Source organism: Stutzerimonas sp. R40042 (assembly GCF_026642215.1).
Taxonomy (GTDB): Bacteria; Pseudomonadota; Gammaproteobacteria; order Pseudomonadales; family Pseudomonadaceae; genus Stutzerimonas; species Stutzerimonas frequens.
The window spans coordinates 1304170-1326335 of sequence record NZ_CP113258.1 but is presented as its reverse complement, the minus strand read 5'-3'; the positions used below and the strand labels follow the sequence as shown (position 1 = coordinate 1326335).

20 protein-coding genes are annotated in these 22166 nt (G+C 64.5%); 5 read left to right on the top strand and 15 right to left on the bottom strand.

Annotated features, from left to right (window positions below; genetic code table 11):
* Nucleotides 1-15 precede the first annotated feature (15 nt).
* From OUY36_RS22030 to drmC, 5 genes are read left to right on the top strand one after another with little or no spacing between them, the layout of a single operon-like run.
* Entirely contained in the window at nucleotides 16-210 is a 195-nt protein-coding gene (locus OUY36_RS22030) for a DUF4209 domain-containing protein (RefSeq protein ID WP_442807040.1), read from the top strand.
* Nucleotides 203-2158: a BbrUII/HgiDII family restriction enzyme gene (locus tag OUY36_RS06255; RefSeq protein WP_267937251.1), complete on the top strand. Its 1956-nt coding sequence runs from the start codon at nucleotides 203-205 to the stop codon at nucleotides 2156-2158. The genes OUY36_RS22030 and OUY36_RS06255 overlap by 8 nt, the downstream gene beginning before the upstream one ends.
* A 12-nt stretch (nucleotides 2159-2170) precedes the next feature.
* The gene (drmA, locus tag OUY36_RS06250) at nucleotides 2171-6187 is read left to right on the top strand and encodes a DISARM system helicase DrmA (protein WP_267937249.1); all 4017 of its coding nucleotides are present in this window, start codon (nucleotides 2171-2173) and stop codon (nucleotides 6185-6187) included.
* A 2-nt stretch (nucleotides 6188-6189) separates the two neighbouring features.
* Nucleotides 6190-8049, top strand: a complete 1860-nt coding sequence (gene drmB, locus OUY36_RS06245; RefSeq protein WP_267937247.1) for a DUF1998 domain-containing protein — start codon at nucleotides 6190-6192, stop codon at nucleotides 8047-8049.
* 13 nt (nucleotides 8050-8062) lie between these two features.
* Entirely contained in the window at nucleotides 8063-8812 is a 750-nt protein-coding gene (gene drmC / locus OUY36_RS06240) for a DISARM system phospholipase D-like protein DrmC (RefSeq protein ID WP_249059189.1), read from the top strand.
* Nucleotides 8813-8859: 47 nt separating this feature from the next.
* Here the strand turns inward: drmC and OUY36_RS06235 are convergent, their stop codons facing one another.
* The 15 genes from OUY36_RS06235 to OUY36_RS06165 form a co-directional block, all read right to left on the bottom strand.
* Nucleotides 8860-9552: a hypothetical protein gene (locus OUY36_RS06235; protein WP_267937242.1), complete on the bottom strand. Its 693-nt coding sequence runs from the start codon at nucleotides 9550-9552 to the stop codon at nucleotides 8860-8862.
* 282 nt (nucleotides 9553-9834) lie between these two features.
* The gene (locus OUY36_RS06230) at nucleotides 9835-10584 is read right to left on the bottom strand and encodes a TIGR03747 family integrating conjugative element membrane protein (protein ID WP_267937240.1); all 750 of its coding nucleotides are present in this window, start codon (nucleotides 10582-10584) and stop codon (nucleotides 9835-9837) included.
* Nucleotides 10581-12743, bottom strand: a complete 2163-nt coding sequence (gene traD, locus OUY36_RS06225) for a type IV conjugative transfer system coupling protein TraD (protein WP_267937238.1) — start codon at nucleotides 12741-12743, stop codon at nucleotides 10581-10583. Before traD ends, OUY36_RS06230 begins: the two co-directional genes overlap by 4 nt.
* 4 nt (nucleotides 12744-12747) lie before the next feature.
* The gene (locus OUY36_RS06220) at nucleotides 12748-13281 is read right to left on the bottom strand and encodes an integrating conjugative element protein (RefSeq protein WP_267937236.1); all 534 of its coding nucleotides are present in this window, start codon (nucleotides 13279-13281) and stop codon (nucleotides 12748-12750) included.
* Nucleotides 13278-13877 (bottom strand): transglycosylase SLT domain-containing protein, encoded by a 600-nt coding sequence (locus tag OUY36_RS06215; protein WP_267937234.1) that lies wholly within the window; start codon nucleotides 13875-13877, stop codon nucleotides 13278-13280. Before OUY36_RS06215 ends, OUY36_RS06220 begins: the two co-directional genes overlap by 4 nt.
* Nucleotides 13862-14581, bottom strand: a complete 720-nt coding sequence (locus OUY36_RS06210; RefSeq protein ID WP_267937232.1) for a TIGR03759 family integrating conjugative element protein — start codon at nucleotides 14579-14581, stop codon at nucleotides 13862-13864. The genes OUY36_RS06215 and OUY36_RS06210 overlap by 16 nt, the downstream gene beginning before the upstream one ends.
* Before the next feature lie 11 nt (nucleotides 14582-14592).
* Nucleotides 14593-15240 carry a hypothetical protein gene (locus tag OUY36_RS06205; RefSeq protein ID WP_020685588.1) on the bottom strand — a complete coding sequence of 216 codons (648 nt, stop codon included), beginning with the start codon at nucleotides 15238-15240 and terminating at the stop codon, nucleotides 14593-14595.
* Complete coding sequence (pilL2, locus tag OUY36_RS06200) at nucleotides 15237-15725, bottom strand: PFGI-1 class ICE element type IV pilus protein PilL2 (protein ID WP_020685587.1); 489 nt, start codon at nucleotides 15723-15725, stop codon at nucleotides 15237-15239. Before pilL2 ends, OUY36_RS06205 begins: the two co-directional genes overlap by 4 nt.
* A 258-nt stretch (nucleotides 15726-15983) precedes the next feature.
* Nucleotides 15984-18254, bottom strand: coding sequence for a helicase-related protein (locus OUY36_RS06195; protein ID WP_267937226.1), 2271 nt, complete (start codon nucleotides 18252-18254; stop codon nucleotides 15984-15986).
* A 100-nt stretch (nucleotides 18255-18354) separates the two neighbouring features.
* Nucleotides 18355-18657 carry a hypothetical protein gene (locus tag OUY36_RS06190; RefSeq protein ID WP_267937223.1) on the bottom strand — a complete coding sequence of 101 codons (303 nt, stop codon included), beginning with the start codon at nucleotides 18655-18657 and terminating at the stop codon, nucleotides 18355-18357.
* Nucleotides 18658-18775: 118 nt separating this feature from the next.
* Nucleotides 18776-19885, bottom strand: coding sequence for a DUF6094 domain-containing protein (locus OUY36_RS06185; RefSeq protein WP_267937220.1), 1110 nt, complete (start codon nucleotides 19883-19885; stop codon nucleotides 18776-18778).
* A gap of 74 nt (nucleotides 19886-19959) precedes the next feature.
* Nucleotides 19960-20610 (bottom strand): hypothetical protein, encoded by a 651-nt coding sequence (locus OUY36_RS06180; protein WP_267937217.1) that lies wholly within the window; start codon nucleotides 20608-20610, stop codon nucleotides 19960-19962.
* Between the two features lie 82 nt (nucleotides 20611-20692).
* On the bottom strand, nucleotides 20693-20953 hold the full coding sequence (locus OUY36_RS06175) for a hypothetical protein (protein WP_267937214.1): 261 nt from the start codon (nucleotides 20951-20953) through the stop codon (nucleotides 20693-20695).
* 16 nt (nucleotides 20954-20969) lie between these two features.
* On the bottom strand, nucleotides 20970-21368 hold the full coding sequence (locus OUY36_RS06170; RefSeq protein ID WP_042927345.1) for a hypothetical protein: 399 nt from the start codon (nucleotides 21366-21368) through the stop codon (nucleotides 20970-20972).
* Nucleotides 21369-21457: 89 nt separating this feature from the next.
* Nucleotides 21458-22072 carry a DUF3275 family protein gene (locus OUY36_RS06165; RefSeq protein ID WP_267937209.1) on the bottom strand — a complete coding sequence of 205 codons (615 nt, stop codon included), beginning with the start codon at nucleotides 22070-22072 and terminating at the stop codon, nucleotides 21458-21460.
* Between the last annotated feature and the right edge of the window lie 94 nt (nucleotides 22073-22166).

Below are 22166 nucleotides of genomic sequence, written 5' to 3'. Positions count from 1 at the left end.
GACCTGGCATTCGAGTTGAAGACGCTTTTCTGCGATCCGTTCGGACCGAACCTCCGTAACGAACTCGCTCACGGCCTGCTCGACGAGGATGCTTGCCATTCACCGTTCGCCATTTACGCGTGGTGGTTGGGCCTTAGACTCATATTCAATACTTGGTGGAATGCGGCGCATGCCACCGACGTAGAAAACGGGGCAGATTCTGATGGCTGAACAATACAAGATGACGGTCGACCTGAACGTGCTCGACCACCTCGGGATCAACCTCTACAGCAACATCGCCGCCGTTCTGACCGAGGCCGTCGCGAATGCTTGGGATGCCGACGCCGAGACCGTCGACATCAAGATCGATCCGGATAGCAATTGGATCGAGATCGTCGACAACGGTATCGGTATGTCGGTCGACGACATGAACGGCAAGTACCTGCGAGTCGGTTATCGGCGGCGTGACGAAGATGTCGAACATGGCAAGACTACCGCGAAGGGCCGCCCCGTGATGGGCCGCAAAGGGCTCGGCAAGCTCTCGCTGTTCTCGATCGCCAACGTCATCGAGGTCGAGTCGGCCCGGGATGGCGCGGCTCACGGACTTCGCATGACCGTGGATGGAATCCACGAGTCCGTTCAAAAGAAAGAGCCGTTCTACAGCCCGGAAGCCTTACCTGCTGACGAGATCGGTGTGACCAAGGGAACGCGTATCGTTTTGCGCGACATCAAGCGGCAGCGTCTCGGCCGTGGAGCGCTGGCGCTGCGTAAACGCCTGGCTCGCCGCTTCTCCGTGATCGGTGAGGCGCACGGGTTCAAGATCGATCTCGACGGCCAGCCCATCACGCCCTCCGACCGGGGAGACCTACCGATGGTGCAGTTCCTCTGGCAGTTCGGCGATGACGCGCTCGACCTGACTCCCGCCAGTCAGCTCCTTGAGCAGGAATCGCTACCGAACCGCTTCGATGCCTGGGACACCGGATGGAAGGTCAGCGGCTGGATCGGCACGGCCAGGTTCCCCAAGCAACTGGACAGTGAGGATGCCGGCAACCTAAACGGCATCGTCGTGTTCGCCCGTGGCCGGCTGTTTCACGAGAACATCCTCGACAAACTGAATGACGGGCGGCTCTACACGAAGTACCTCACGGGGCAGATTGAGGCCGATTTCCTCGATGCTGACGACGCGCCAGACATCGCGACCAGCGACCGACAGCGCGTGCAGGAGGATGACCCTCGATATGGGCAGCTCATCGCCTTTTTGAAATCGCGTCTGACGCAGGTCGAGAAGCGCTGGACGGAGTGGCGCAAGAAACACGAAGTCGAAAAGGCGAAAGAGTCATCACCTGCCCTTGCAGAGTGGCTCGACACGCTCCCCGAGGGATATAAGAAGAGTGCGGAGACGCTGATTGCCAAGCTCAGTGCGCTGCCGCTCGATGAAGAAGAGGACAGGAAGCTCATGTATCGGCACGGCATCCTGGCTTTCGAGCGCATGAAGTTGCGCGGCTCGACCGAGGAGTTCGTGACGAGCATCGAGAGTGCCGACAGACTCCTGGCGGTGCTCGCCGACAGAGACTCTCTCGAAGCATCCCTCTACCGGGACATCGTCAAATCGCGTCTGGATGCGATCCGGGATTTTCAGACCATCATCGATGAAGACGCGAAAGAACGCGTGCTCCAGAAGTACCTGTTCGATCATCTCTGGTTGCTGGACCCGGCATGGGAGCGCGCCACAGGCAGCCCGATCATGGAATCGCGCCTGATGACGGAAGGCGTGTTGATCGAAGACATGACCGAGAGAGAGCGTTTGGGCCGCGTCGACCTCGCCTATCGCACCAATGCAGGCAAGCACGTCATCGTCGAACTCAAGAAGGTCGGCCGCAAAATGGGATTGCTCGAGCTGGTGGAGCAAGGCCAGACCTACGTCGACAAGCTGAGAAAGATCCTGCGCGAGCAAAACGATGCCAGTCCCAACATCGAGGTGATCTTCGTGCTCGGTAAAACCGTCGACGAAGAGGCATCGAACCCCGACCGCCTCAAGTCATCGATGACGTCGATCTCGCCAGGCAGCCGCATCGTCCATTACGACACTTTGATTCGGGGCGCTCAAGAGGCGTATTCGGCGTACATCGAGAAGAGCAAGTCACTCGACAAGCTCGAAAAGATAGTGGATAGGATTTGAGGTGGCCAAGGTATGACAAAAACTCCCAACGCATGGATCGCCATCGATCATGGCCTCGGCACCGACCAAAGACTCGCGCCCTACATCCTGGTTCTGAAGGGTGAGCGGTCTCTCTATCAAGCCATCGAGGAGGACGACTGGGTCTTGGTCCTGAACCCCACTGGCAGCATCACCCGTGTCGGGCGTGTGCTGCGGGTTCGTTCCAACCTCGAGACCTGCACGCTCTATTTCGACCGGGTGCTGTCGGTTGCAGAACCCGTCTCGATCGGCATCACTTCGCTCACTCCGCCGTCTTCGGGAAGCATCGGTCGCGTCCAGTGGACGGATTTCGTCGAAGCACTGCCAAAGGCACTGCACACCATCGCCGAGGTGCCGACGGTAGGCTCTGACGCCCGCTCCCCCCAATACCAGCAAGAGCTCGCCTACATCCGCGAACTACTGCAACTGGCGGTGATGGACGATCTGCTCGGCCCTGCTGGCGGCCCTCACGAACGCATCGTTGATATGGGCGTGCGCGATCGCTACCTGGTCGGCAAGCTCGCCCCGCGTGAGGCGGCACGGGGTGGCATCGAGGGGCTCGAAGGGCCGCTGGCGAACGACGAGGCCGAGGAGCCAACCGATCCCAGGGCGCCCGGTCAGCATGAACCCGGTGCGGAGTTCGGCACGGCGACAGGGCGTGTCGAGCCCGAGTCCGACGCCGCCGATGAGATCGACGCCGCCAGCAATCAGTCGCTGGTGCCGAGCAGTCTGGGCATGACCTTTTGCGTGGATGGCGATGCCGAGCGGATCGAGATAGAGGTGCGCTGGGGCCGCTATGAGCGCAGTGACGAGCACGAAATCTTTCGCACCCGCAAGAACAAAGAAACCGGGGCCGAGGAGCAGACTAAGGCCAAGGTCTGGCAACGCATCCCTTGTGGCGGCAAGTTGGTGCTGCCGCTCACTGAGGGTGCGATCCCGCATCAGGCGCCGGACAACACCTATCCCGAGGTGCGGGTGCAAGGCTCCGTGCGCGCCAAGAACGCGAATGGCGATCGCTTGGTGACGCTGTTCTTGGTCAACGCGCAGGAGGAACCCGAGACCAATCGCGATACGGCCTGGGTGTTCCAGCCGGAGCTGATCGTGCGTTCGGAAGCAGAAGCACCCAAGCGCGCGATCTTCCGCCGCCGGCCCGTGCTCAATGCCGACGGTATGGACCCGGAGCGTGAGTCGTTGGAGATGATCTATCGCGACCGTGTAGAGTTCGCGGTGGGGCACGGCGTCGCTGTCCACGCCGAAACGGCGGAGGATGTGACGCTGGCCACGGAGGTGCGCATCACCGTCATGCCGCAGTACGAGGTGCAGGTCACCGAGACACCGGGGCTGGACCCCGCCGACCGGCCGGCGATGAAGGAAATGGTGAGCAGTGGCCTGCTCGACATGCAGCGCCTCGCCACACTGGACATTGATCCGCTGGTCGACGCCCTCAACCTGTTGACCAAGGATTACGCCGCGTGGATCGATGAGCAGCGTGCTCGGGTCGGCATCGACGTGCTTGGCTACGATGCGCAGTCGCAACAGGCAATGGATCGATGCCAGGAGATCCACACTCGCCTGCAGCAGGGTATCGATACGCTGAAGAGCGATGCGAATGCCCTGGCGGCCTTCCGTTTCGCCAACCGGGCAATGGCCACGCAGCGCGTGCGTAGCCAATACGCCCTCGAAATCCGGCGCGGCAAGGATGTCACCGTCGAGCAGTTCGACGTGCTGAAGAACCGTAGCTGGCGCCCGTTCCAGTTGGCGTTCCTGCTGCTGTCGATCCCTTCGCTGGCCGAACCGACGCACCCGGACCGCGTACAGCCGGTCGAAGCCTATGCCGACCTGTTGTGGTTCCCCACCGGCGGCGGCAAGACCGAGGCCTACTTGGGTGTGGCCGCCTTCACCATGGCCATTCGGCGCATGCAGGGCAACCTGGGCGGGTACGACGGCTCGCGTGGTCTGGCCGTGATCATGCGTTACACCCTGCGCCTGCTTACGCTGCAACAGTTCCAACGTGCCACCGCGCTGATATGTGCGATGGAAGTGCTGCGACGCGAGGCGCTGGCCAAGGGCGACGAGTCACTCGGCACCGAGCCCTTCACCATCGGCCTGTGGGTGGGCAACAAGGTGACGCCGGGCACGACCGAGGATAGCCATCGTGCCATTGAGGACATCCGCAACCCCGGCAAGTACAACGCCGGGGCGGCGTCTCCCGCTCAACTGACCAGTTGCCCCTGGTGTGGCTCGGAAGTCGCCCCTGGGCGCGACGTCGAGGTCGACAAGGGGCGTGGGCGCACCTTCGTCTACTGTGGCGACAAGAGGGGCCGTTGCGACTTCTCGAAGGGCAAGTCCAGCAAGCTCCCTCACGCGGGCATTCCGGTGCTGGTCGTAGACGAGGAGATCTATCACCGCCCCCCGACCATGATGATCGCCACGGTGGACAAGTTCGCCATGATGGCGTGGCGGGGCCAGGTGCGCACGCTGTTCGGTCGGGTGGGCCAGGAATGCGAGCGGCACGGCCTGCTATGGCAGGGAGCGGACTGCAATGGCAATCATCAGGCCGGAAAGGGGCTCGGTGCCACCAAGGTCAAGAACATCAGCCCGATCCGGCCGCCGGACCTGATCATTCAGGATGAGTTCCACCTGATCAGCGGGCCGCTTGGCACCATGGTCGGCTTGTACGAGACGGCCGTGGATGAGCTGTGCGGCTGGAAACTTGGCGAGCATACGGTCAAGCCGAAGATCATCGCGTCGACCGCCACGGTGCGAAAGGCCCGCGAGCAGGTGAACAACGTCTTCATGCGGCGCGTGTCGGTGTTCCCCCCGCATGGGCTGGACGTAGAGGACAACTACTTTTCAGTCCAGCGATCGATCGAGGACAAGCCGGGTCGGCGGTACCTCGGGGTCTGCTCCCCGGGCAGTTCGCGACCTGCGATGTTGATTCGGGTCTACACGGCCTTCCTGACCGCCGCGCAAGGGTTGTTCGATCGCTTCGGCGAGCCAGCAGACCCGTACATGACCATGGTCGGCTACTTCAACTCGCTGCGTGAGCTGGGCGGAATGAAGCGCTTGGCCGAGGACGACGTGCAGACGCGTTCCTACCGGGTGCAGATGAGCATGGTCGAGCGGCCCGCACTGGCACAACGCAGCGTCAGCAACATTCGCGAGTTGACGTCTCGAGTCTCCAGCCAGGACATCCCGAAGTACCTCGATCAGTTGGAGGTGAAGTTCAAGTCCGAGTTCGACGTTGCCGCCGGCAAGTACGTGACCAAGTGGCAGGATGGCGACACCCGGGCAATCGACGTAGTGTTGGCGACCAACATGCTGTCGGTGGGTGTCGACGTCAATCGACTGGGGCTGATGGCAGTCAATGGCCAACCCAAGGGCACGGCCGAGTACATCCAGGCCACCAGTCGTGTGGGCCGTTCCTTCCCCGGCTTGGTGTGCACCGTGCTCACGTGGGCGCGACCACGCGACCTCTCGCACTACGAAACCTTCGAGCACTACCACGCCACCTTCTACAAGCACGTCGAAGCGCAATCGGTAACGCCTTTCTCGCCGCGCGCGATGGATCGTGGGCTGACCGGCTCGTTGCTGAGTCTGATGCGTCTGGAGAACGATGCATTCAGCCCCAACGAGGGGGCCGGCAAGTTGGACAAGTCAGACCAGGGCGAGATCACCGATGCCATTGCTGTGCTCGTCAAGCGAGCCTGGAACGTCAGTGAACTGTCCAGTACCAAGAGCCTGGCCAAACAGGAACTCAAGGAGCGTGCAGACGAGTGGGCTAAGGAAGTGGGCAAAGGCGGCCGTATTCTGGCCTATGAGAAGCGCGGTCCGGAGAAGGACAAGACCGTTGCATTGATCAGGTCACCGGGCATCCAAGCCTGGGACAACTGGACCGTGCCCATGTCGATGCGTGAGGTGGAGCCTGGCGTGCGCTTGATCATGAACACCAGCCACATCACGGACGACCACGATTGGAAGCCTCGTCCCGCGACGAAGGATGAGGATTGAACATGATCATCAATGACAAAACTCCAGTCGGAGAAGTGCGGCCCAGCCAGCTGCTCTGGACCTACGGCCCCGGGGCGTTGATCGATCTGCCGAGCTTGTCCGTGGTGACGCTCGGCATCGACCGTTGGGAAAAGGACCGTTGCCAGCCGATCCAGGAAGCCAGGCTGCTGGCCGCCGTCCGGAAGGTACTGGGAGCACAGGTCGAGAACCTGCGGATGCCGCCATTCCAGAAAAGCGAGCTCGTCGACGTCTGGTCGGCAGAGGCGAGCATCGGCGTTCCCGTCCGGCCATTCCCGCGCTGGATGCGCTGCGTGAAATGCGGCCTGCTATCCCCCTTCGATGCCGGACTGTTCGAGATCAAGGAGAACCGTTTCAGGCCCGAGCGAACTCGGTTCGTCCACAAGGGCTGCCGAGGTTCAAAGGGCGATCAACCCGCGAAGGATGCCGATGCGGTGCCGGCGCGCTTCCTGCTAGCCTGCCGCGATGGTCACCTCGACGACTTCCCTTGGCACTACTTCGTCCACGGCGGCAACAGTTCATGCAAGGGCACGCTGCGCTTCTTCGAGAGCGGCGCCTCGCTGCAAACCGAAAACCTGTGGGTGAAGTGTGATGCGTGTGGGGCATCGAGAAGCATGGCTCACGCCTTCGGCAAGGCGGGGAAAGAGAATCTACCGGCCTGCCGTGGACGCCACCCGCACCTTGATCACTTCGACCACGAATGCGACGAGGAGGCGCGTGCCGTTCTGCTGGGCGCCACGAATAGCTGGTTCCCGATCACGCTCTCGGCGCTCGCGATTCCCCAGAGCAAGGACCCGCTCAGTCAGCTGGTTCAAGATGGCTGGGAGTTCTTCGAAGAGCTGGAATCCGAAGCCGAAGTGTCGGTGACGGTGAAGACCTTGAAGAAGACCGGCGCGCTGCCAGGGATTGACAAATATCCGGCGGGGTCGATCTGGTCAGCCATCGAGGTGCACCGCACCGGTGGCGGACAGGAGGCCGTGGGTGAAGCCGATATCAAGGGCCCCGAGTGGGACGTGCTGACGGAGGCCAATCCGCCCACGGACTACCCACACTTCATGAGCAAGAAGGTCGGCACGCCGCCAGACTTTGCAAAGCACATCAGCAGAGTGTTGCTCCTGGAGCGACTGCGCGAGGTCAATGCCTTGCTGGGCTTCACTCGGGTGGAGGCGCCCGAAGAAACGGGTGACCCGAACGAGCGGCCGCAGATGGCCAACCTCTCGCGAAGCAAGCCGGATTGGGTTCCCGCGAACCAAGTCCATGGCGAGGGCATCTTCATCCAGTTCGACGAACAGGCGCTCGTGGCGTGGGAGGCGCTACCGGCGGTGAAGAAGGTCGATCAGATGCTCCGAGGTGGCCACAGGGGGTGGCGCAACTCACGTCATCTCGACCCGGATGAGGGCTACCCCGGCATTCGCTACGCCATGCTTCACACGCTCTCACACCTGCTGATTCGTGAGCTGGCGCTGGAGTGCGGCTATAACGCCGCGAGTATCCGCGAACGGATCTATGCTGACACTTCAGGCGATAGTCCGCAGGCCGGCATCCTCATCTACACGGCAGCAGCCGACTCTGATGGAACGCTGGGCGGCCTCGTCGATCTTGGCAAACCGGAGAACCTCGGGCGCCTTCTGGAACAGGCCTTGAACCGTTCGAAGATCTGCTCATCCGACCCGCTTTGCTCCGAGCACGATCCCGAGAAAGATCGCTCACTTCATGCTGCTGCTTGCCACGCTTGTAGCCTGGTGGCGGAGACGTCCTGCGAACGTGGCAATCGTTACTTGGATCGGTCATTGCTGGTTCCGACCCTGGAACGCATCGACGCGGCTTTCTTCAAGGGCTTGTGACATGGAGAGGCTCTTGGACGCCGTCGCAGCCGTGGTCTGTCTGGTCTCTCCAGAGAAGGTCCAGGCCATAGCTAGCCGGATTCGTCGGACCGATGCCAGCAAAGCAGCCGGTGCGCTGTCGGGCGTGGTCAGCACCCCCGTTGCTGCTGAGGTTGTGGATCAACTCATCGATGCTTGGCGAGCCAGTGAGGTCAGCGCCGATGAGCTTGCATCAATGCTGCTCGCCGCCGGCCATGTTTTCACCAAGGCTACGAATCAACAATCCACCGAACTCGTGTGGACGGGACCGACGACACCCTTCGTCTCGGCTCGACGAACCGAGCAGGCGCTACTGCAGGTCATCAACGCCGCTGAGCAGGCCCTGTTCATCACCAGCTTCGTGGCCTACAACGTCTCGACCATCGTAAAGGCGCTGAATGCGGCAAGTGCTCGCGGAGTGGTCATCTCCATGCTGCTCGAGTTGTCTCAGGACCACGGCGGCAGCATCACCTTCGATGCGATAGGCAAGATGAGAACACTGGTCCCCGCTGCAAGGCTTTATTCCTGGCGAGACAAAGCCGACCCGTTCTCTGACGGGCGCGTTCACGCCAAAGTCGCCGTCGCCGATGGCAAGATGTGTTTCATCACCAGCGCCAACCTGACCGGCCACGCGATGGAGCAGAACATGGAGGCCGGTGTGCTTCTCACCGGCGGGCAGATTCCCAAGCTGCTACTCGACCATTTGCAGGCACTGGTAGACACGAAGACGGTTTCACCCGTCTGAATCGCCACTTCGAAATCCATCTGCCGAAACGAATGCGTCCTGCCGGATCAGTCCCAGACGACTTCGCACCCGAGATATTCCCGAAGGACGATTTTCACGGTCAGCCCATTGGCTTGGCTGGTACGGAAGCGATAGTTTCCTTCTTGCACGGCCAACCATCCCTCGGTGAAAGTGTCGGTGCCCGCCACAAGCAGCCTCTGCATCGCACGGCTCCCGACTTCCGGCCAGACATCGAACGCGTCGTCATCGCTTTCGAATGCGGCGCGCTCTTTTTCCGTCATGAGCGACAGCGGCTTGAATCCGAGGCGTGATGGTTCGTGGAGTTGTGGCTCGTTGAGTTCGAATGCAGCATGACAACGAGCCAATTTGAGGATGACGCGACTCACGCGGTCGTTTTCGGCTGCCCAGACGGGGCCTTCTGCACCATCTGTGCGTGCCCGCTGCAATCGGGTCAACAGCGAGGAGTTCGCCCGCAAGATACGGCCAATCTTGGCCCTGTGCAGTTTTTCGGGTGCGATGTCCCCGGCGATGACACATTCGAGCAAACAGGCCAGATATTCTTCGTCGAGTGAAAGGCCGTTGTTGCATTCACGGCACGCCGGAGCCGCCATGAGATTCTCTGGATACGGCTCATCCAAGAGAACTTTCGACGGGACGTGATCGATGGTTTCGCTTGGCCCGCCGCAATGCACGCAGAACCCATTGTTTCTGTCGTCGCCGTAGCATCGCAGCTGCTGCATCTGGCCTGCCTCCGAAGCTGTAGGTGCGAGTCGCGCCGCGTGCCTTGGGCAACCCCTGCTGATTTCAGATGGTACTGCACTCGACGAAAGCACACGGAGAAACTAGCGAAACCAGTGAAATTAGTGCCGTGACAAGCACTTGCGGCTGATTTTCTCCGGCGAAATCAGCGAAAGAATCCCCCGGTCAGTTCGCAGCCCAGCCGGTACACGCGCAGCAGTGCGCCCGGCGCACCGCTGCGCGTTCGCCCCACTGAACCGGCGTGAGTGACGCTCCTGGGTGTTTCACAAGTACTTCTTGAACGTCGCCGCCGCGATGCACACGGCCACGCCGAGCAGTGCGGCGCTGGGCAGCAGGATCAGCAGCGGGTTCACGCTCACCGGCAATGCGAGGTAGATCACCCAGGGCAGCACAGCCAGCGGCATCAGCGCGGCCTTCGCTCGGTGGTAGATGAAGCCCGACTCGCGGCCGGCGCCGAAGCGGCGCACATCTCGGCGCACCAGGCCGTCCACCAGCCCGACGAAGGCGGCCATCAGGAACAGCGGTAAGGTCAGGCACAGCACCAGCAGCCGCACGAGGAAGACCAGCGTCGTGTAGGTCGCAGCGATCAGGTAGCTCTCCACGTTCACGTAGACCAGTCCGATGTAGTAGCGGAAATCCTTGGTCGGGCGATGGCTGCCGGCGCTGGTCTGCGCTGAGGCATCGCGTATCCAGTCCAGCAGGCCGCTTTTCACGAACAGCCAGTCGTAGCCGTGTTCGACGATCCGGTTCGCGGTGCGCCCCGGCTCCTGCACCAGGGCGCTGCGCGTGAAGTGCGTGGAGAGCTGATCCAGCTCGTAGTGCAGCATGCCCTGCGCGTGGCGCCAGCCCTGATCGGGCCAGAAGAAGTGCATGCCGACGCATTCGATCAGGATGCACAGCAGCAGCGCGCCGCACAGCACGCCGAAGAAGCGGAACGGCAACGTGACCAGGCCGGCGATCAGCCCTTGCTGTCGTTGCTGCTGGCGCTGGGCCGCGACGGCCGGATCGCTCATGCTTCCGCTCCGTCAGCGGCGGCCGCCATCTGCTTGAAGTCGTCCAGCAGGTCGGTGGGCAGCGCGCTGTCCTGCAGGCCGGGCAGGCTCTGGTTCTCCCACCAGTCGCCGGCCTCGACGTAGTGCTGGCGCATGTAGCCGGCCAGCTGCTGCAGATCCTGGGGCATGGCTTCGTCGGGGTCGGGGGCCGGCAAGGGCATGCGGACTTTCCAGAGCATGCCGCCCTCGATCAGCGCGAAGCACTGCCCCTTGGGCAAGGCCACCACATGTGCGGGCTCGATCAGCGGCACGCTGGTCGTGCTGATGCGGTCCTGGGTGCTGGACGTGAAGGCGGTGTTGCCGAGCGGATCGGAGCTGTCGGTGGCGCCGCTCATGATCGCGGTGGCATGGACATCGACCTTGGGCAGTTGCCGCGTCAGCAGTTCTGCGGTGGCGGTCTCTCGCACGCGCAGCATGAACAGGTTGTTGAAGTTGCCGATCACCTGGCCTGCCTTGGCGCGGTTGCCGATGCGCGCCTCGATGTCGCTGAGCGTCTGCGTGTAGGCCGTCACCTGCACGCCGGCACCGCCCCCCTTGTTGACCATCGGGATGAACTCGTCGCCCATGAGTTCGTTGAACTCGTCGGCGTGGACGTTGATGGGCACCTTCACGCCGGTCGCCGATCCGGGCAGGCCGTCGTCGATGCCGAACTTGTAGATGTGCCCCGCGACGGAAACGAGGTCGGAGAACATGGAGTTGCCCACCGCTGCGGCCACTTCGGCATCGGACAACGCATCCAGGCCCACGTAGACCACCGCGCGTTTACGGATGATCTGCATCCAGTCGAAGATCGGCCGCGGGTCGGACAGGTCCGAATAGTTCGGCGCCAGCAGTTGCGCGATCTTGCCGGTGGTCAGCTTCTCCAGCAGAGGCAGCAGCGAGGCGACGATCTTGTCGAAGTAGGTCCGGTCGTAACGCACGGCGCTGCGCAGGCCGTCGAGCACTGGGTCGTAGACGCGCACCTGCGACAGGTACTGCTCAAGGGCGACCACGCGCTTCTCGCGCCCGATCATGTTGCGCGGGATGTTCTTCTCGTTGAGCCTGGCTTCGAGCTGGACGATGACCTCCCAGGCCTTCGGTTCGTTCTTGGCGAAGTAGTGCTGGGCGTACTCGATGAACAGCGCGTCGATGTTGATGACGTGGCGCTGGATCAGCAGGTAGTCGGGCCGCTGCCCCAGCTCGACCAGGGCGCGGGCGATGATGTTCACGAAGCGCCAGGCGAACTCGCGGAAGGCAGCGCTGTTGCCTTCGCCGGAGAGCTGGCCCGCGATGCGGGTGGCGACCTCGGAGATGCGCCCGAAGCGGCCCACCGCGTTGTAACGCGCCGAGATGTCCGGCCAGCCCAGGTGGAAGACGTAGAACTCGCCTTCGCGCCCCGCGCGCTTGGCCTCCACGTACATGCGTTTCAAGAGGTCGGCATCGCCCTTGGGGTCGATAACGATCACCACCTCGTACTCGCCGGCCGCATTGCAGCGACGGATGTCCTGCGTGATGAACAGCTCGGCCAGCCGCGTCTTGCCCACGCGCGTGGTGCCGAGCACCAGCGAGTGGCCCACGCGCTCGCCCAGCGGCAGCGTCACGTCGGTCTCGTGGGGTTCGATGCCGTGCAGCCGTGGCTGTCCGCCCACCGGTGGCAGCGGCCGGGCCGGGTTGAAAGGGCTGTCCCAGGCCAGGACCCGTGCGAGCTTCGATAGTGGAAACGGCGCGAACTCCAACCGCTCCTCCATCCGCCGCGCCGCGCGATAGATCGCGGTCGGCTCCACGAAGCGGCGGAACTCCGGACGGTAGGTCTGCATCAACCGGTGCGTGTGCCGCTGCTCCCACTTGAAGCCCCGGCCGATGAACAGGCGCTGCTGGCTCACCGGCACGTTGCGGCTGGTCATCACATAGCGCGGCAGGCGGCGGATGTTGCGCCGATAGCGCAGGATCGCCCAGGCGTCATGCAGGCGGATGGCGCCGAAGGTCAGGAAGGCCAGCGCCGTTCCCAGGCCCAGCAGCGGATTCAGCGCAAGCGACCACGGTGCCACCAGGCACAGAAGCGCGGCGCCGGCGCAGACCGCCACGGTGTAAAGCTCCACCGCGGGACGGAGCAGAACTTCCACCGCATGCGGCTGCGCCATCGTCTCACTGCTCGATGCCGGTGGCGGTGATGAGCACCGGGTAGTGGCGCAGGCCCAGGCGCTGGGCCAGGTCGTCGCCCGAGGCCGGCGCGAGGGTCAGGCCGGGCGCCAGGCGGCGCAGCTCGACCAGCGCCGCCGTCGATTCCACGTTGACCACCAGGCCCACGGCGCCCAGCTCCCGCAGCGCGGCGTGGCGCTGCCGCAGCCAGGCGCGCGAGCGTGCGTCGTCGCCGACCAGGAACAGCGGCGTCAGGCCCGGCGCGCGGATCACGCGGCGCGGCACGTCACCCGGCGACAGGTTCGCCGAGCGCACTGGCAGCATCGCGGCTTCGGCCTCGGCCGAGTTACCCACGCGCGGGCGTGGCAGCGGGGCTGGCCGCGCGGTGCCGTCCGGCTGCGGATTCAAGGGCTGGTAGTACGGCAACGCGGATGCGCCGCCACGGTCCTCGACCACGATCAGCGGCGCGGAAGTCGGCTGGGCGAAGGCAGTGGTCGTGGACAGCAGACCGATGGCGGCGATGAGAACGATGTGGTTCATGGCGTGGTGGCCTGGAGGGTTGTAACGGGAGCGCCAGGGCCGAGCACGCGGGTCAGGTGCCGGTGCACGCTGCGCCGGTAGCGCGCTGCGGGGGCGCCCCCGGCCGGGCGGTGGTAGCGGCCGATGGCGAGCAGCCAGTCCTCGCCGGGCGTGTGCTGCTCGCGCAGGATCTCGGCGGCGATGGCGAGGTTGCGGTACGGGTCCAGCAGCTCGCAGGGCTGCGCATAGCGCTGCGCGTGGTAGCCGAGATTGACCTGGCCGAGCCCAGCGTCGATGCGGGTGGCGGACGTGCGCTTGAGTGCCTGGCGCAGTCCCGCGCAGGCCTCGGCGCGGGTGGCATAGCGGTACGGCTTGCCGGCGACGTTGAGCGTCCACGGCCAGGGCACCAGGCGCCCGCGCAGCCGGGTGCCGCTCTCCTGCAGGGCCACGGCGTACAGCACCGGCGCCGGCACGCCCGCACGCTGCGCCGCCAGTTGATAGGCCGGCGGCGGGACTTCGCGCGGCGGCGTGGCAAAGGCCGATGCGCCGGTGGCGAGCAGCGCGGCGCAGGCGCCCCACAGGGCGCGGCGGCGTTGAGTGGCTACTGGCGCTGCCATTGCCCGTTCACCTCGCGCACCACGGCCGGCAGTTCACCGGGCAGGCCGAGCGACAGCCAGCGCCCGGCGTCGTGGTTGAGCGTGATGGTGCGGGCGCGCACCCGGGCCGGGTCGATGCCCGCCTGGGTGGCCCACTGGCGGATGCGCGCATCGTCCTGGCGGCTGCCGACCATGTAGAGATCGAAGGCGGTGCCCGCGGCCTGCAACTGCTGCACGCGCTGCGCGCAGGAAGTGCAGTCGGCCTTGACGAAGACGGCGAGCCGACCGGAGCCGGTGTTGCCAGCGGCCGTCGTCTTTGCGCCGGGCAGGTTCACGCGCGGCTGGCCGGGCGCGAGGCGCTGCCAGGCCGCGTCATAGGCGCGCTGGTAGGCGAGCAGCTTCTCGACGCGCCGGGTCTCCATCCGTACCTGCAGCTCCGCGTAGCGCCTGCGCTCCTCGTCGCTGCGGGCCTCGATGCCCAGGGCCGTGAGCGGGTCGAGCTGGGGGGAATGCACGCCAAGCGGCCCCTGCATCAATTGTCGGAAGCGTGCCCACTCCTCGGGTTGCAGGCCCCAGTCCCGCGCCTGGCGCTCGTTGAGCGTCGCATCGGTGTTGGGCTGTACCTGGCTGGGAACCACGCGGGCGTCCGTCACCGCAGCCGGCTGTGCGGATGCGCCCATGGCGGCGAACAGCAGAACGGCAGCGAGCATCGGCCGCAGGATCATGGTCCGCCCTCCTACGGCACGGCAAGGCGCTGCACTTGGCCGTCCACGCGGAACACGGCGGCGCGAGCCTCGATGGATTGCAGGTGCCAGCCGCCATCGGCATCACCCTCGCGCAGCAGCCGGACACTGCCGAGCGAGGTGGCGACCACGGGTGCGATCGACAGGAAGCGCTCGCCGCCGCGCAGTTCCACGCCGACCACCTGGAACGGTGGAACCGGCAGCGCCGGCTTTGTCACCTCGGGGGCTCGACGGGCGGCGACGGCGGTAGTTTTGCGGGCTTTCTCCAAACGGGTTTCGATGCCGTGCACACGGGCCTGCAAGGTCTGCAGGTCAATGGCGAGGCTGTCCGCGGACTGTGCGGCCTCGATACGCGCGATGCGCTCGTCCAGCGCCTGTTGCGCGGTGGCGAATTCGGCCTGGCTGAGCGGCGCAGGCCGGCGCCTGTCCACCTCGGCCTGCTGTTCGAGTTCGGCCAGCCGCAGGCCCAGCGCCTGGACCTGGGCGTCCTGCGCACTGGCCTCGGCCTGTTCGGTGAGATGCGACAGACCGACACTGTTGACGACGGCCAAGGTGCTTGTGAGCAGCAGCCAGACGGTCGCGGCGATCTTGAGCCAGCGCGTGCGGGCGCCCGGCGCGGACGATGCCGGGAGGATGCTCATGACTGCACCTCCGCGGCGTCGGCGGACCGGTTGAAGCAGACCTCGCGCGTCCGGTCATCGACCGAAAGCGCCCAAGCCGGGCCGGCCAAGACCAACAGGGCATCGCGCAGCAGGAGCGGGCCGAGGTGCAGATGTGCGGCAGGCAGTGGCAACGCATAGAGCGCGGCGGCCTCGGTGCCGTCGCACAGGCGGTAGCCCGAGCGCAGCAGCACATGGCGCATCGCATCGCCCACGCTGGCATCAAGCATGGGTGGAATAGAGACCTCCACCGCCTGCTGCAAGAGATCACGCTGCGCAGGTTCCGGCACCAGCTCGACCAGGGTGTAGCGCCCATAGCGGGCCACGGGCACCAGTCGCTGCTCCGAAGCTGTCTCGTCGGGCGGCGCTTCTATACGGTCAGGGGTGGCCGGCGTCGTCGTGCAGCCGGACAGCAGGCCGCTGAGCACGGCGAAGATGCAGTGGAAACGAGACAGAGACGGCAGCATGTGGCACCCCACGGTGACGGGATGCCTTCACCATTGCAGAACCTTGCTGCGCGGGATGCCGAAAATCCGAAACGCGCGGCGCCCCATTTCCCAAGGGGGGGCACCGGCTACACAAGTGGACCTGGTGCTCGGACACCCCTCCCGACGTGATCTATATACCTGCCGCTGGATCGAGAACTGCGGGACAAGGAACGGAAAGCCCGCGGGCTTTGCTGAAAAGGAAGCGGCCCCCGAAGGGGCCGCCAAGTCCAGCAACGCTCAATGCACCAACTGCCGCGCCAGTGCCACCTCCACCGAGTCGCCGTCCTGGTTGAGGACATCCAACCCGGACTCCGGCACGTCTCCCGACGTGCTCTGGGACACCATGATCTTCTTGGCCATCAGCCCCAGGCAGGTCATCTGCGAGGAGTTGGCGTAGCCGAGGTAGATCACGCGCACCGGCTGTTTCTGGCCGATGCGCCATGAGCGCCGGGCGGCCTGCTGCAGCGAATACACGTTGTAGCCCGACTGCATGAACACGATCGTCGGGAACTCCAACAGGTCCAGGCCGGTTTTCACCAGCTCGGGATTGGTGACGAGCACGTCGATGCCGCGGTCCAACTGCTCGGCGATCCAGTCTTCCCGGCGGGAGGCATCCACGCTCGCGCGCAGCACCGCCACCTTGAAGCCTTCCTGCTCCAGCAGCACCTTCAGGCGCGATGTGGTGTCGCGCGTGCCGGTGTAGACCGTATAGACCAGGGTCTTGCGACCTTCTGCTTTCTCCTGCTTGCAGATCTCGATCAGCTCGCGCTCCTTGGGCATCACCTCCAGCTCGTTGAACTGAGCCGGGACGAAGGCCAGGGTGTTGCGCGTGCGCGGATGCACCACCGTCTCCGACCGGAAGCAGCAATCCGGCCAGGCCAGCAGCACGTTGAGGACCACACCCAGCAGCGTCGTGTCGCGCTTCGCCAGGGCCTGCTTCAGCTCCGCGGTCAGCCGTCCCGCCAGATCGCGATAGGCCGCGGCTTGCGCCGTGTCCATCGTGACCTCACGGAACTCCTCGTCGTAGGGCGGCAGCACGTTGCCGCCGATGTCCTTCAACTTGAGGAAGACGGTGAACGGCAGGACGCAACGCAGCACGCCCTTCGGACCGAAGCCCGGCGCCTTGACCGTGCGCACCGATACCTTGGTGCCCTTGGCGGTCTTGTGCGCCGTGCCCGTGCTCTCGGAGTAGATGTCCTTGAGCACGCCGTGATCGCGCATGAACGCCATCGCAGCCGACGTCATGGAACCTTGCTTGGTCGGCCGGTAGCCGTCTTCGATCATCCGCCCAGGCAGGGCGCGGAACAGCAGGTGGAACAGGTCGTCGCCGTAGCCGCCCATCAGCGTGCCGGTGAGCAGCAGCGTCTTGCGCGCCTTGGCCGCCAAAACCCCCATGGCCTGGCCCTGTGCGGAGCCGCCGTTCTTGTACTCGTGCGCCTCGTCGGCGATGAGCAGGTCGAACGTGCCTTGGGGAAGCTGCCTCTTGATGAACTCGGACGGCTGGTAGCCGCCCTCGCCGAAGCCGAACTCCATGTTGGCCATCGCACGTTCCATGCGATGGGCTTGCCGGTCCGAGAAGACCAGCTCGCCGTTGCCATCCATCAGGTTGATGAACTCGTGGATGTTGTCCCCGAGCATCGACGCGAGAAAGGCGTCACCGAACTTCTGCATCAGCCTCTGCGCGGTGACTTCGCCAATCGTGGGAATACGCTTCAGCGCCTTGAGCACGGTCGAGGACTGGTCACTGTCGGACAAGCCCCTGGGACGGATCAGCGTCCACAGCGGTGCGGCGCAATGGCTGCACTTGCGGCGGGACTCCTCGGCTTCGAGTTCGACCGGGTTGATCGGTTCGCCGTCGAGGTCGGTGATGATGTGGCCGCAGTCCGGGCACGCCGCCATGTCGCCGTGGGGCGTGCGCCGCCGGGTGAAGACGGGCCTCCAGTGGAACCCCATCCGCATCCGCACGCGGCCCAGGACGAAGAACTCCTGACCCTGCGCCGGTACACCCAACTGTTCGCGCAGCTTCAGCAGCTTGACCAGCGTGTCCGGGCCGTTGAGCACCCAGACCTTGGCGCCGGCCACCGTCTCCTGGATTTCCCGCCGCCACTTGTAGACCAGATGCGGCGGAGAAAGAACCAAGGTGCGGCGGTAGCCTTCGGCGTTGAGCACGGCGGCGGTGGCAATACCCACCGTCGTCTTGCCGCAGCCCATCTCGCCATTGACGATCGCGGCGCGTTCACCGCTATCGACCAGCAGCTCGGTGACGGCATGGACCACATCGGCTTGCGCCTGGAACAGCTTGCGCTTGAGGGCTGCGAGGATGAGTTGCCGATGCACCCGCACCTGGCCGGTGTAGACCGGGGGATTGGCACGGTTGAGCGAGTCGAGCAGCTCGTCGCCGAACTCCGACACGAAGTCGGTCAGGCTGATGGCGAGCGGAGAAGATGCGGCTTCGAGCAGGTCGCCCTGCGCGGGCACGTCGGGAACAGTTTCGAGATCGAGTGACATGGTGATGCTCCAATGAAGACGGGGCATGCACCGACCCCTGCGGGGCGATGGCATGCCCCAGGGGCGGGAAGAGAAAGACGGCCGAGCCGTCAGAGGACGATCAGTACTCGGATGGCAGCAGCAGCGTGGTGACGCTGCGGTCCCACTCGGTGATGATCCAGAGCTTCAGGTCGGGCGTGACCTGATAGGACGAGAACAGACGGTCTCCGGACTTCAACGCAGCGTCGTTGGAACGCCGGTCGCAGTCATCGAGATCGCCCCAGTCGCAACGAAGGTGGCGGCGCAGATATGGCACCGGATTGAACTGACCCTGCTGGACCAGATCGTTGATGCCGGCGGTCATGACCACTTGTCCGGATGGGAACCGTGGTTGCGAGACGAGATTGAGAACAGCGAGTGCCATGGTGATTTCTCCTTCAGAAAGAAAAAGAGGCCACGGCACCCCATCGGGGCGACATGACCCCGGTGGGTGGACAAAGAAGGCGGCGAAGCACTGGCGGCTTGCCGTCGGGGAACAACGATCAGCGGATGGTCAGCACCTCGCCCCGCGTGGCGGAGCCCGGTGTCATGTCCCAGGCGCGGATGACCGGCACGAACTTGTCGGTGAGGATGCGTGTCTCGGCCACGGAGCCGTCGTCGCGCTCGGTGTATTCCGTCTGGAGAGTCTTCTCCTTGTGGGTATCACCTTTCACGACGAGCGTTCTGCCGCTCTTCGAGGTCACGACGCCCGAGATCGCGCCCGCGGCCAAGGCCAGAGCGAGATGCCAGTGGGACAAGGCCCGCGCCGGTGGACGCAGCGACTGCTGCGCGGCCCCCAGGTGGGTGTCGAGCGACGGCCATAGCCCCTGCAGTCGGCCGACTTCATCGGCGAACTGCTCAGGCTCCATCGTCACGCGATAGAAGTGCTCCGGCTCCGCGGGAGACACTGGGACGGTGTACGGCAGGAACGGCCATTCCACTGGCAGTTCCTCGGCCTCGGCATCGCCTTGCCCGATCTGCAACAGCAGCCCGCGCACGGCTTTGGCCGAGTCCGACGCCTGGTCGCGCTGGCGAACCCGCCGACCGAAGATCACCACCTGCTTGAACTGCGCCTCCACCGCACGGTAGATCCGCAGGTCTGCGAAATGGCGCGTCAGCCATCCGACCAGCTCGGCGTCGAGCACGTAGGACGGCACGATGAAGATCAGCACACCGCCGTATTGCAGCAGCGGCAGGCTGCGCTGATAGAACAACTTCTCCAGCCGGGCACGACCCTGGCCCTGATAGCCGATGTTGCCGTTGACGTCCTTGGAGAGGTCGCCATACGGCGGGTTCAGCCACAACAGGCCGAAGCTCTGCCGGCTGATCAGCGCGTCCATCAGGTCACCGTGGAGGCAACGATCGATCAGTTGCCGGGCGTGGCGGGCACGCTCGGCGTCGTACTCGACGGCATAAGCCGAAACCTGCTCGCGCCCGAGGGCGTGCGCAGCTTCGGCAATCGCCACGCCTTCGCCGGCGCAGGGATCGAGGATGGAGAGCGGGCCAGAGGCTGGCGCCAGTGCGGACAATGCCCGTTCCAATGTGGGTTCATCGGTCGGGAAATAGCCGTTCTTGATGAAGTTGCGCGCGAGGCGCGGGAACATGAGTGCCATGGGAATCTCCTGGAAGGAAGTGGGATGAAGGAAGACGGGCACGCGCACCGCGCTTGCCCGTACAGGGGAATGGCTCAGGCCACGCGCCGAAGCGGTGTGCCCGAGGCCAGTTCGTACCGTGACGCCCCGAGGGTGCCGTTGCGGATCAGGTCACCCAGCGCGGTGGTCAACGCCGGGACGTCGACCGCCAGCCGATGACCTTCCAACGCGCCGATGGCGGATGGCAGGCGGCTCAGCATCGCGCGGGCTTGCAGCAGTTCCAGCACGGTGTCGCGCCAGTGATCGAGCAACGGCAGTGGGCAGGTGTCCTGCACCAGCGTCCACAGCCGATCGGTGCGATGCGATGAATCCCTGGGCAGCAGGGCCAGCGCGCTGGCGTTGGCCTTGTCGGGCTTCACGCAGCGGCGGTCGAACAGCCACAGGTTGACCATGGAACCGAACAGCGTGCGCCGGAAGACGCGCGTGGAGCGTTTCTCCAGGTTCTCGACGTTGCCGACGAAGACCGGGATCGATCCGCCCTGTTCGGTGATGACGTGGAACTGGTCCAGCCCCTGTTCGTCGCGCCCGAGGGTCAGGCGTGCCAGGAACTCCTGGATGGCGGTGTCGCGCGCCCAGATGGAAAGGAACACGAGATTGCCCTGTTCGTCGCCGACGCAGCCATCGGCCATCAGGTCGGGGCATTCGTCGATGCGGTAGAGCGGCTTGGGATCGGAGTGTGCAGGCATGGTGATGTCCTCTTGGATAAAAGAAAGGGACAGCAATGCCCGCTGGGGCAAGCACTGCCCCGTGGGGTGGAAAAGGAATGACTCAGTCCGGCTTGAACTGCCGGGTGGCCGGATTGAAACGAAGCGCCTCGTCTGCCTTGCGGATCGGCGTGAAGCCTTCCAGGTAGACGTTGGCCGAGTAGCGGTCGCGGTAGGTCAACGCCTGCCGTGCCTGCTCATCGGTGAGGCCGTTGGCGATGAAGAGGTCGAGCAGTTCCTCGTCGGGCGAGACGTCGTTGTTGGACAACTGGTCTTCGACGAAGGACAGCAGCGATGCCGGAAGAGACGCGAGGATAGGGTCCATCGTGAGCCTCCTGTGATCAGGCCGACACCGGCGTAGCCGGTAGGGTCGGCGTGCGACGACGCGCGTGGTAGGCACGCACGCCTTCGCGCCACTCGGGGGACTGCTCGGGCGCCATCGCCAGATAGCTGAGCGGGCACGAGTAGTAGTACGGGTGCATCGACTCATCCATCGGCTTGTAGCCCCATTCATTGCCGGAGCCTTCCAGCAGGTCGCAGCGGATGTAGTGATAGGAGTCGCCAACCCCAAGGCCCGGCTTGATGCCTTCCTGCTTGGCGGTGATGCGCACGACGGACCACAGCACGTTGCCGCGCAAGGTGTGTGCGACGGTCTCCGCGCGAAGCTGCTCGTTGTCGCGGGGTTCGATCAGCTCCTGGATCAGTTGATGGCGGGATTGCCTTGAGAAATACCAGCCCATGAGAGTTCTCCTTGAAGAAAAGGCCGGAGTCCTCCCCATCGGGGAAGAACCCCGGCGGGTGGTGGCAGACCGCTTGCGCGGCGGATGGATCAGGCGGTGGCGAGGTGCCAGTCCTGAGACAACGGGGCGAACGAATAACCCAGCACCCCGAGGCGGTCGCGCTGCTGACGCAGGACACGACGATCCACGGCCGGATCGAGCTTGACGATGTCGCCCAGCGGCCAAAGCGCGCCGAACAGCACGGTGTCGTCTTCCTCGGCCGAGGCTTCGAGAGACGGCTTCGCTGCTTTCTCCGTGCCGAACGGCGTGGTGTCGACCAGCGGATCGCGGGTCTTGCGACCCTTCGCCTTGGCAGGTGCCGGGGCTGCGACAGGCACAAGTGCCTGCGCCTCTTCGTCGATCGGATCGACTTCCTGCGGACTCAGCCGGCGGGCTTCGTCACGGCTCAGGGGATCGATGCTGGACAAGGTCATACCGCCCAGGTGGGCGCGAATCTCGATCACCATCCGCCCACTGGTGTTGTAGGTGGAGGGCCGGATCTCGGTGATGATGAAGTCGCCGTCGTACTTGCCTTCGGCGTACTGGTCGAGTTCGGCATTCTTGATGACGAACTCGCCGATGGAAGTCGCCAGACGGCCGACGTTGAAGTCGCCGTTGCGACCGTGGATGGTCTTGATGGCCAGTTGGCCTGGAACATTGATCATGGATAGCTCCTTTCGACGAATGAGCGATCGCGTGCCGCCGGCGCCGAAGCGCAAGCGGTGCTCGATCGAAGGGGAAGAAAACAAGGCCCCGGTG

Coding starts and splice junctions, on each gene's coding strand:
- OUY36_RS06255 (WP_267937251.1), top strand. CDS start 203: ATGGCTGAACAATACAAGATGACGGTCGACCTGAACGTGCTCGACCAC.
- drmA (WP_267937249.1), top strand. CDS start 2,171: ATGACAAAAACTCCCAACGCATGGATCGCCATCGATCATGGCCTCGGC.
- drmB (WP_267937247.1), top strand. CDS start 6,190: ATGATCATCAATGACAAAACTCCAGTCGGAGAAGTGCGGCCCAGCCAG.
- OUY36_RS06235 (WP_267937242.1), bottom strand. CDS start 9,552: ATGCAGCAGCTGCGATGCTACGGCGACGACAGAAACAATGGGTTCTGC.
- OUY36_RS06230 (WP_267937240.1), bottom strand. CDS start 10,584: ATGAGCGATCCGGCCGTCGCGGCCCAGCGCCAGCAGCAACGACAGCAA.
- traD (WP_267937238.1), bottom strand. CDS start 12,743: ATGGCGCAGCCGCATGCGGTGGAAGTTCTGCTCCGTCCCGCGGTGGAG.
- OUY36_RS06220 (WP_267937236.1), bottom strand. CDS start 13,281: ATGAACCACATCGTTCTCATCGCCGCCATCGGTCTGCTGTCCACGACC.
- OUY36_RS06215 (WP_267937234.1), bottom strand. CDS start 13,877: ATGGCAGCGCCAGTAGCCACTCAACGCCGCCGCGCCCTGTGGGGCGCC.
- OUY36_RS06210 (WP_267937232.1), bottom strand. CDS start 14,581: ATGATCCTGCGGCCGATGCTCGCTGCCGTTCTGCTGTTCGCCGCCATG.
- OUY36_RS06205 (WP_020685588.1), bottom strand. CDS start 15,240: ATGAGCATCCTCCCGGCATCGTCCGCGCCGGGCGCCCGCACGCGCTGG.
- pilL2 (WP_020685587.1), bottom strand. CDS start 15,725: ATGCTGCCGTCTCTGTCTCGTTTCCACTGCATCTTCGCCGTGCTCAGC.
- OUY36_RS06195 (WP_267937226.1), bottom strand. CDS start 18,254: ATGTCACTCGATCTCGAAACTGTTCCCGACGTGCCCGCGCAGGGCGAC.
- OUY36_RS06190 (WP_267937223.1), bottom strand. CDS start 18,657: ATGGCACTCGCTGTTCTCAATCTCGTCTCGCAACCACGGTTCCCATCC.
- OUY36_RS06185 (WP_267937220.1), bottom strand. CDS start 19,885: ATGGCACTCATGTTCCCGCGCCTCGCGCGCAACTTCATCAAGAACGGC.
- OUY36_RS06180 (WP_267937217.1), bottom strand. CDS start 20,610: ATGCCTGCACACTCCGATCCCAAGCCGCTCTACCGCATCGACGAATGC.
- OUY36_RS06175 (WP_267937214.1), bottom strand. CDS start 20,953: ATGGACCCTATCCTCGCGTCTCTTCCGGCATCGCTGCTGTCCTTCGTC.
- OUY36_RS06170 (WP_042927345.1), bottom strand. CDS start 21,368: ATGGGCTGGTATTTCTCAAGGCAATCCCGCCATCAACTGATCCAGGAG.
- OUY36_RS06165 (WP_267937209.1), bottom strand. CDS start 22,072: ATGATCAATGTTCCAGGCCAACTGGCCATCAAGACCATCCACGGTCGC.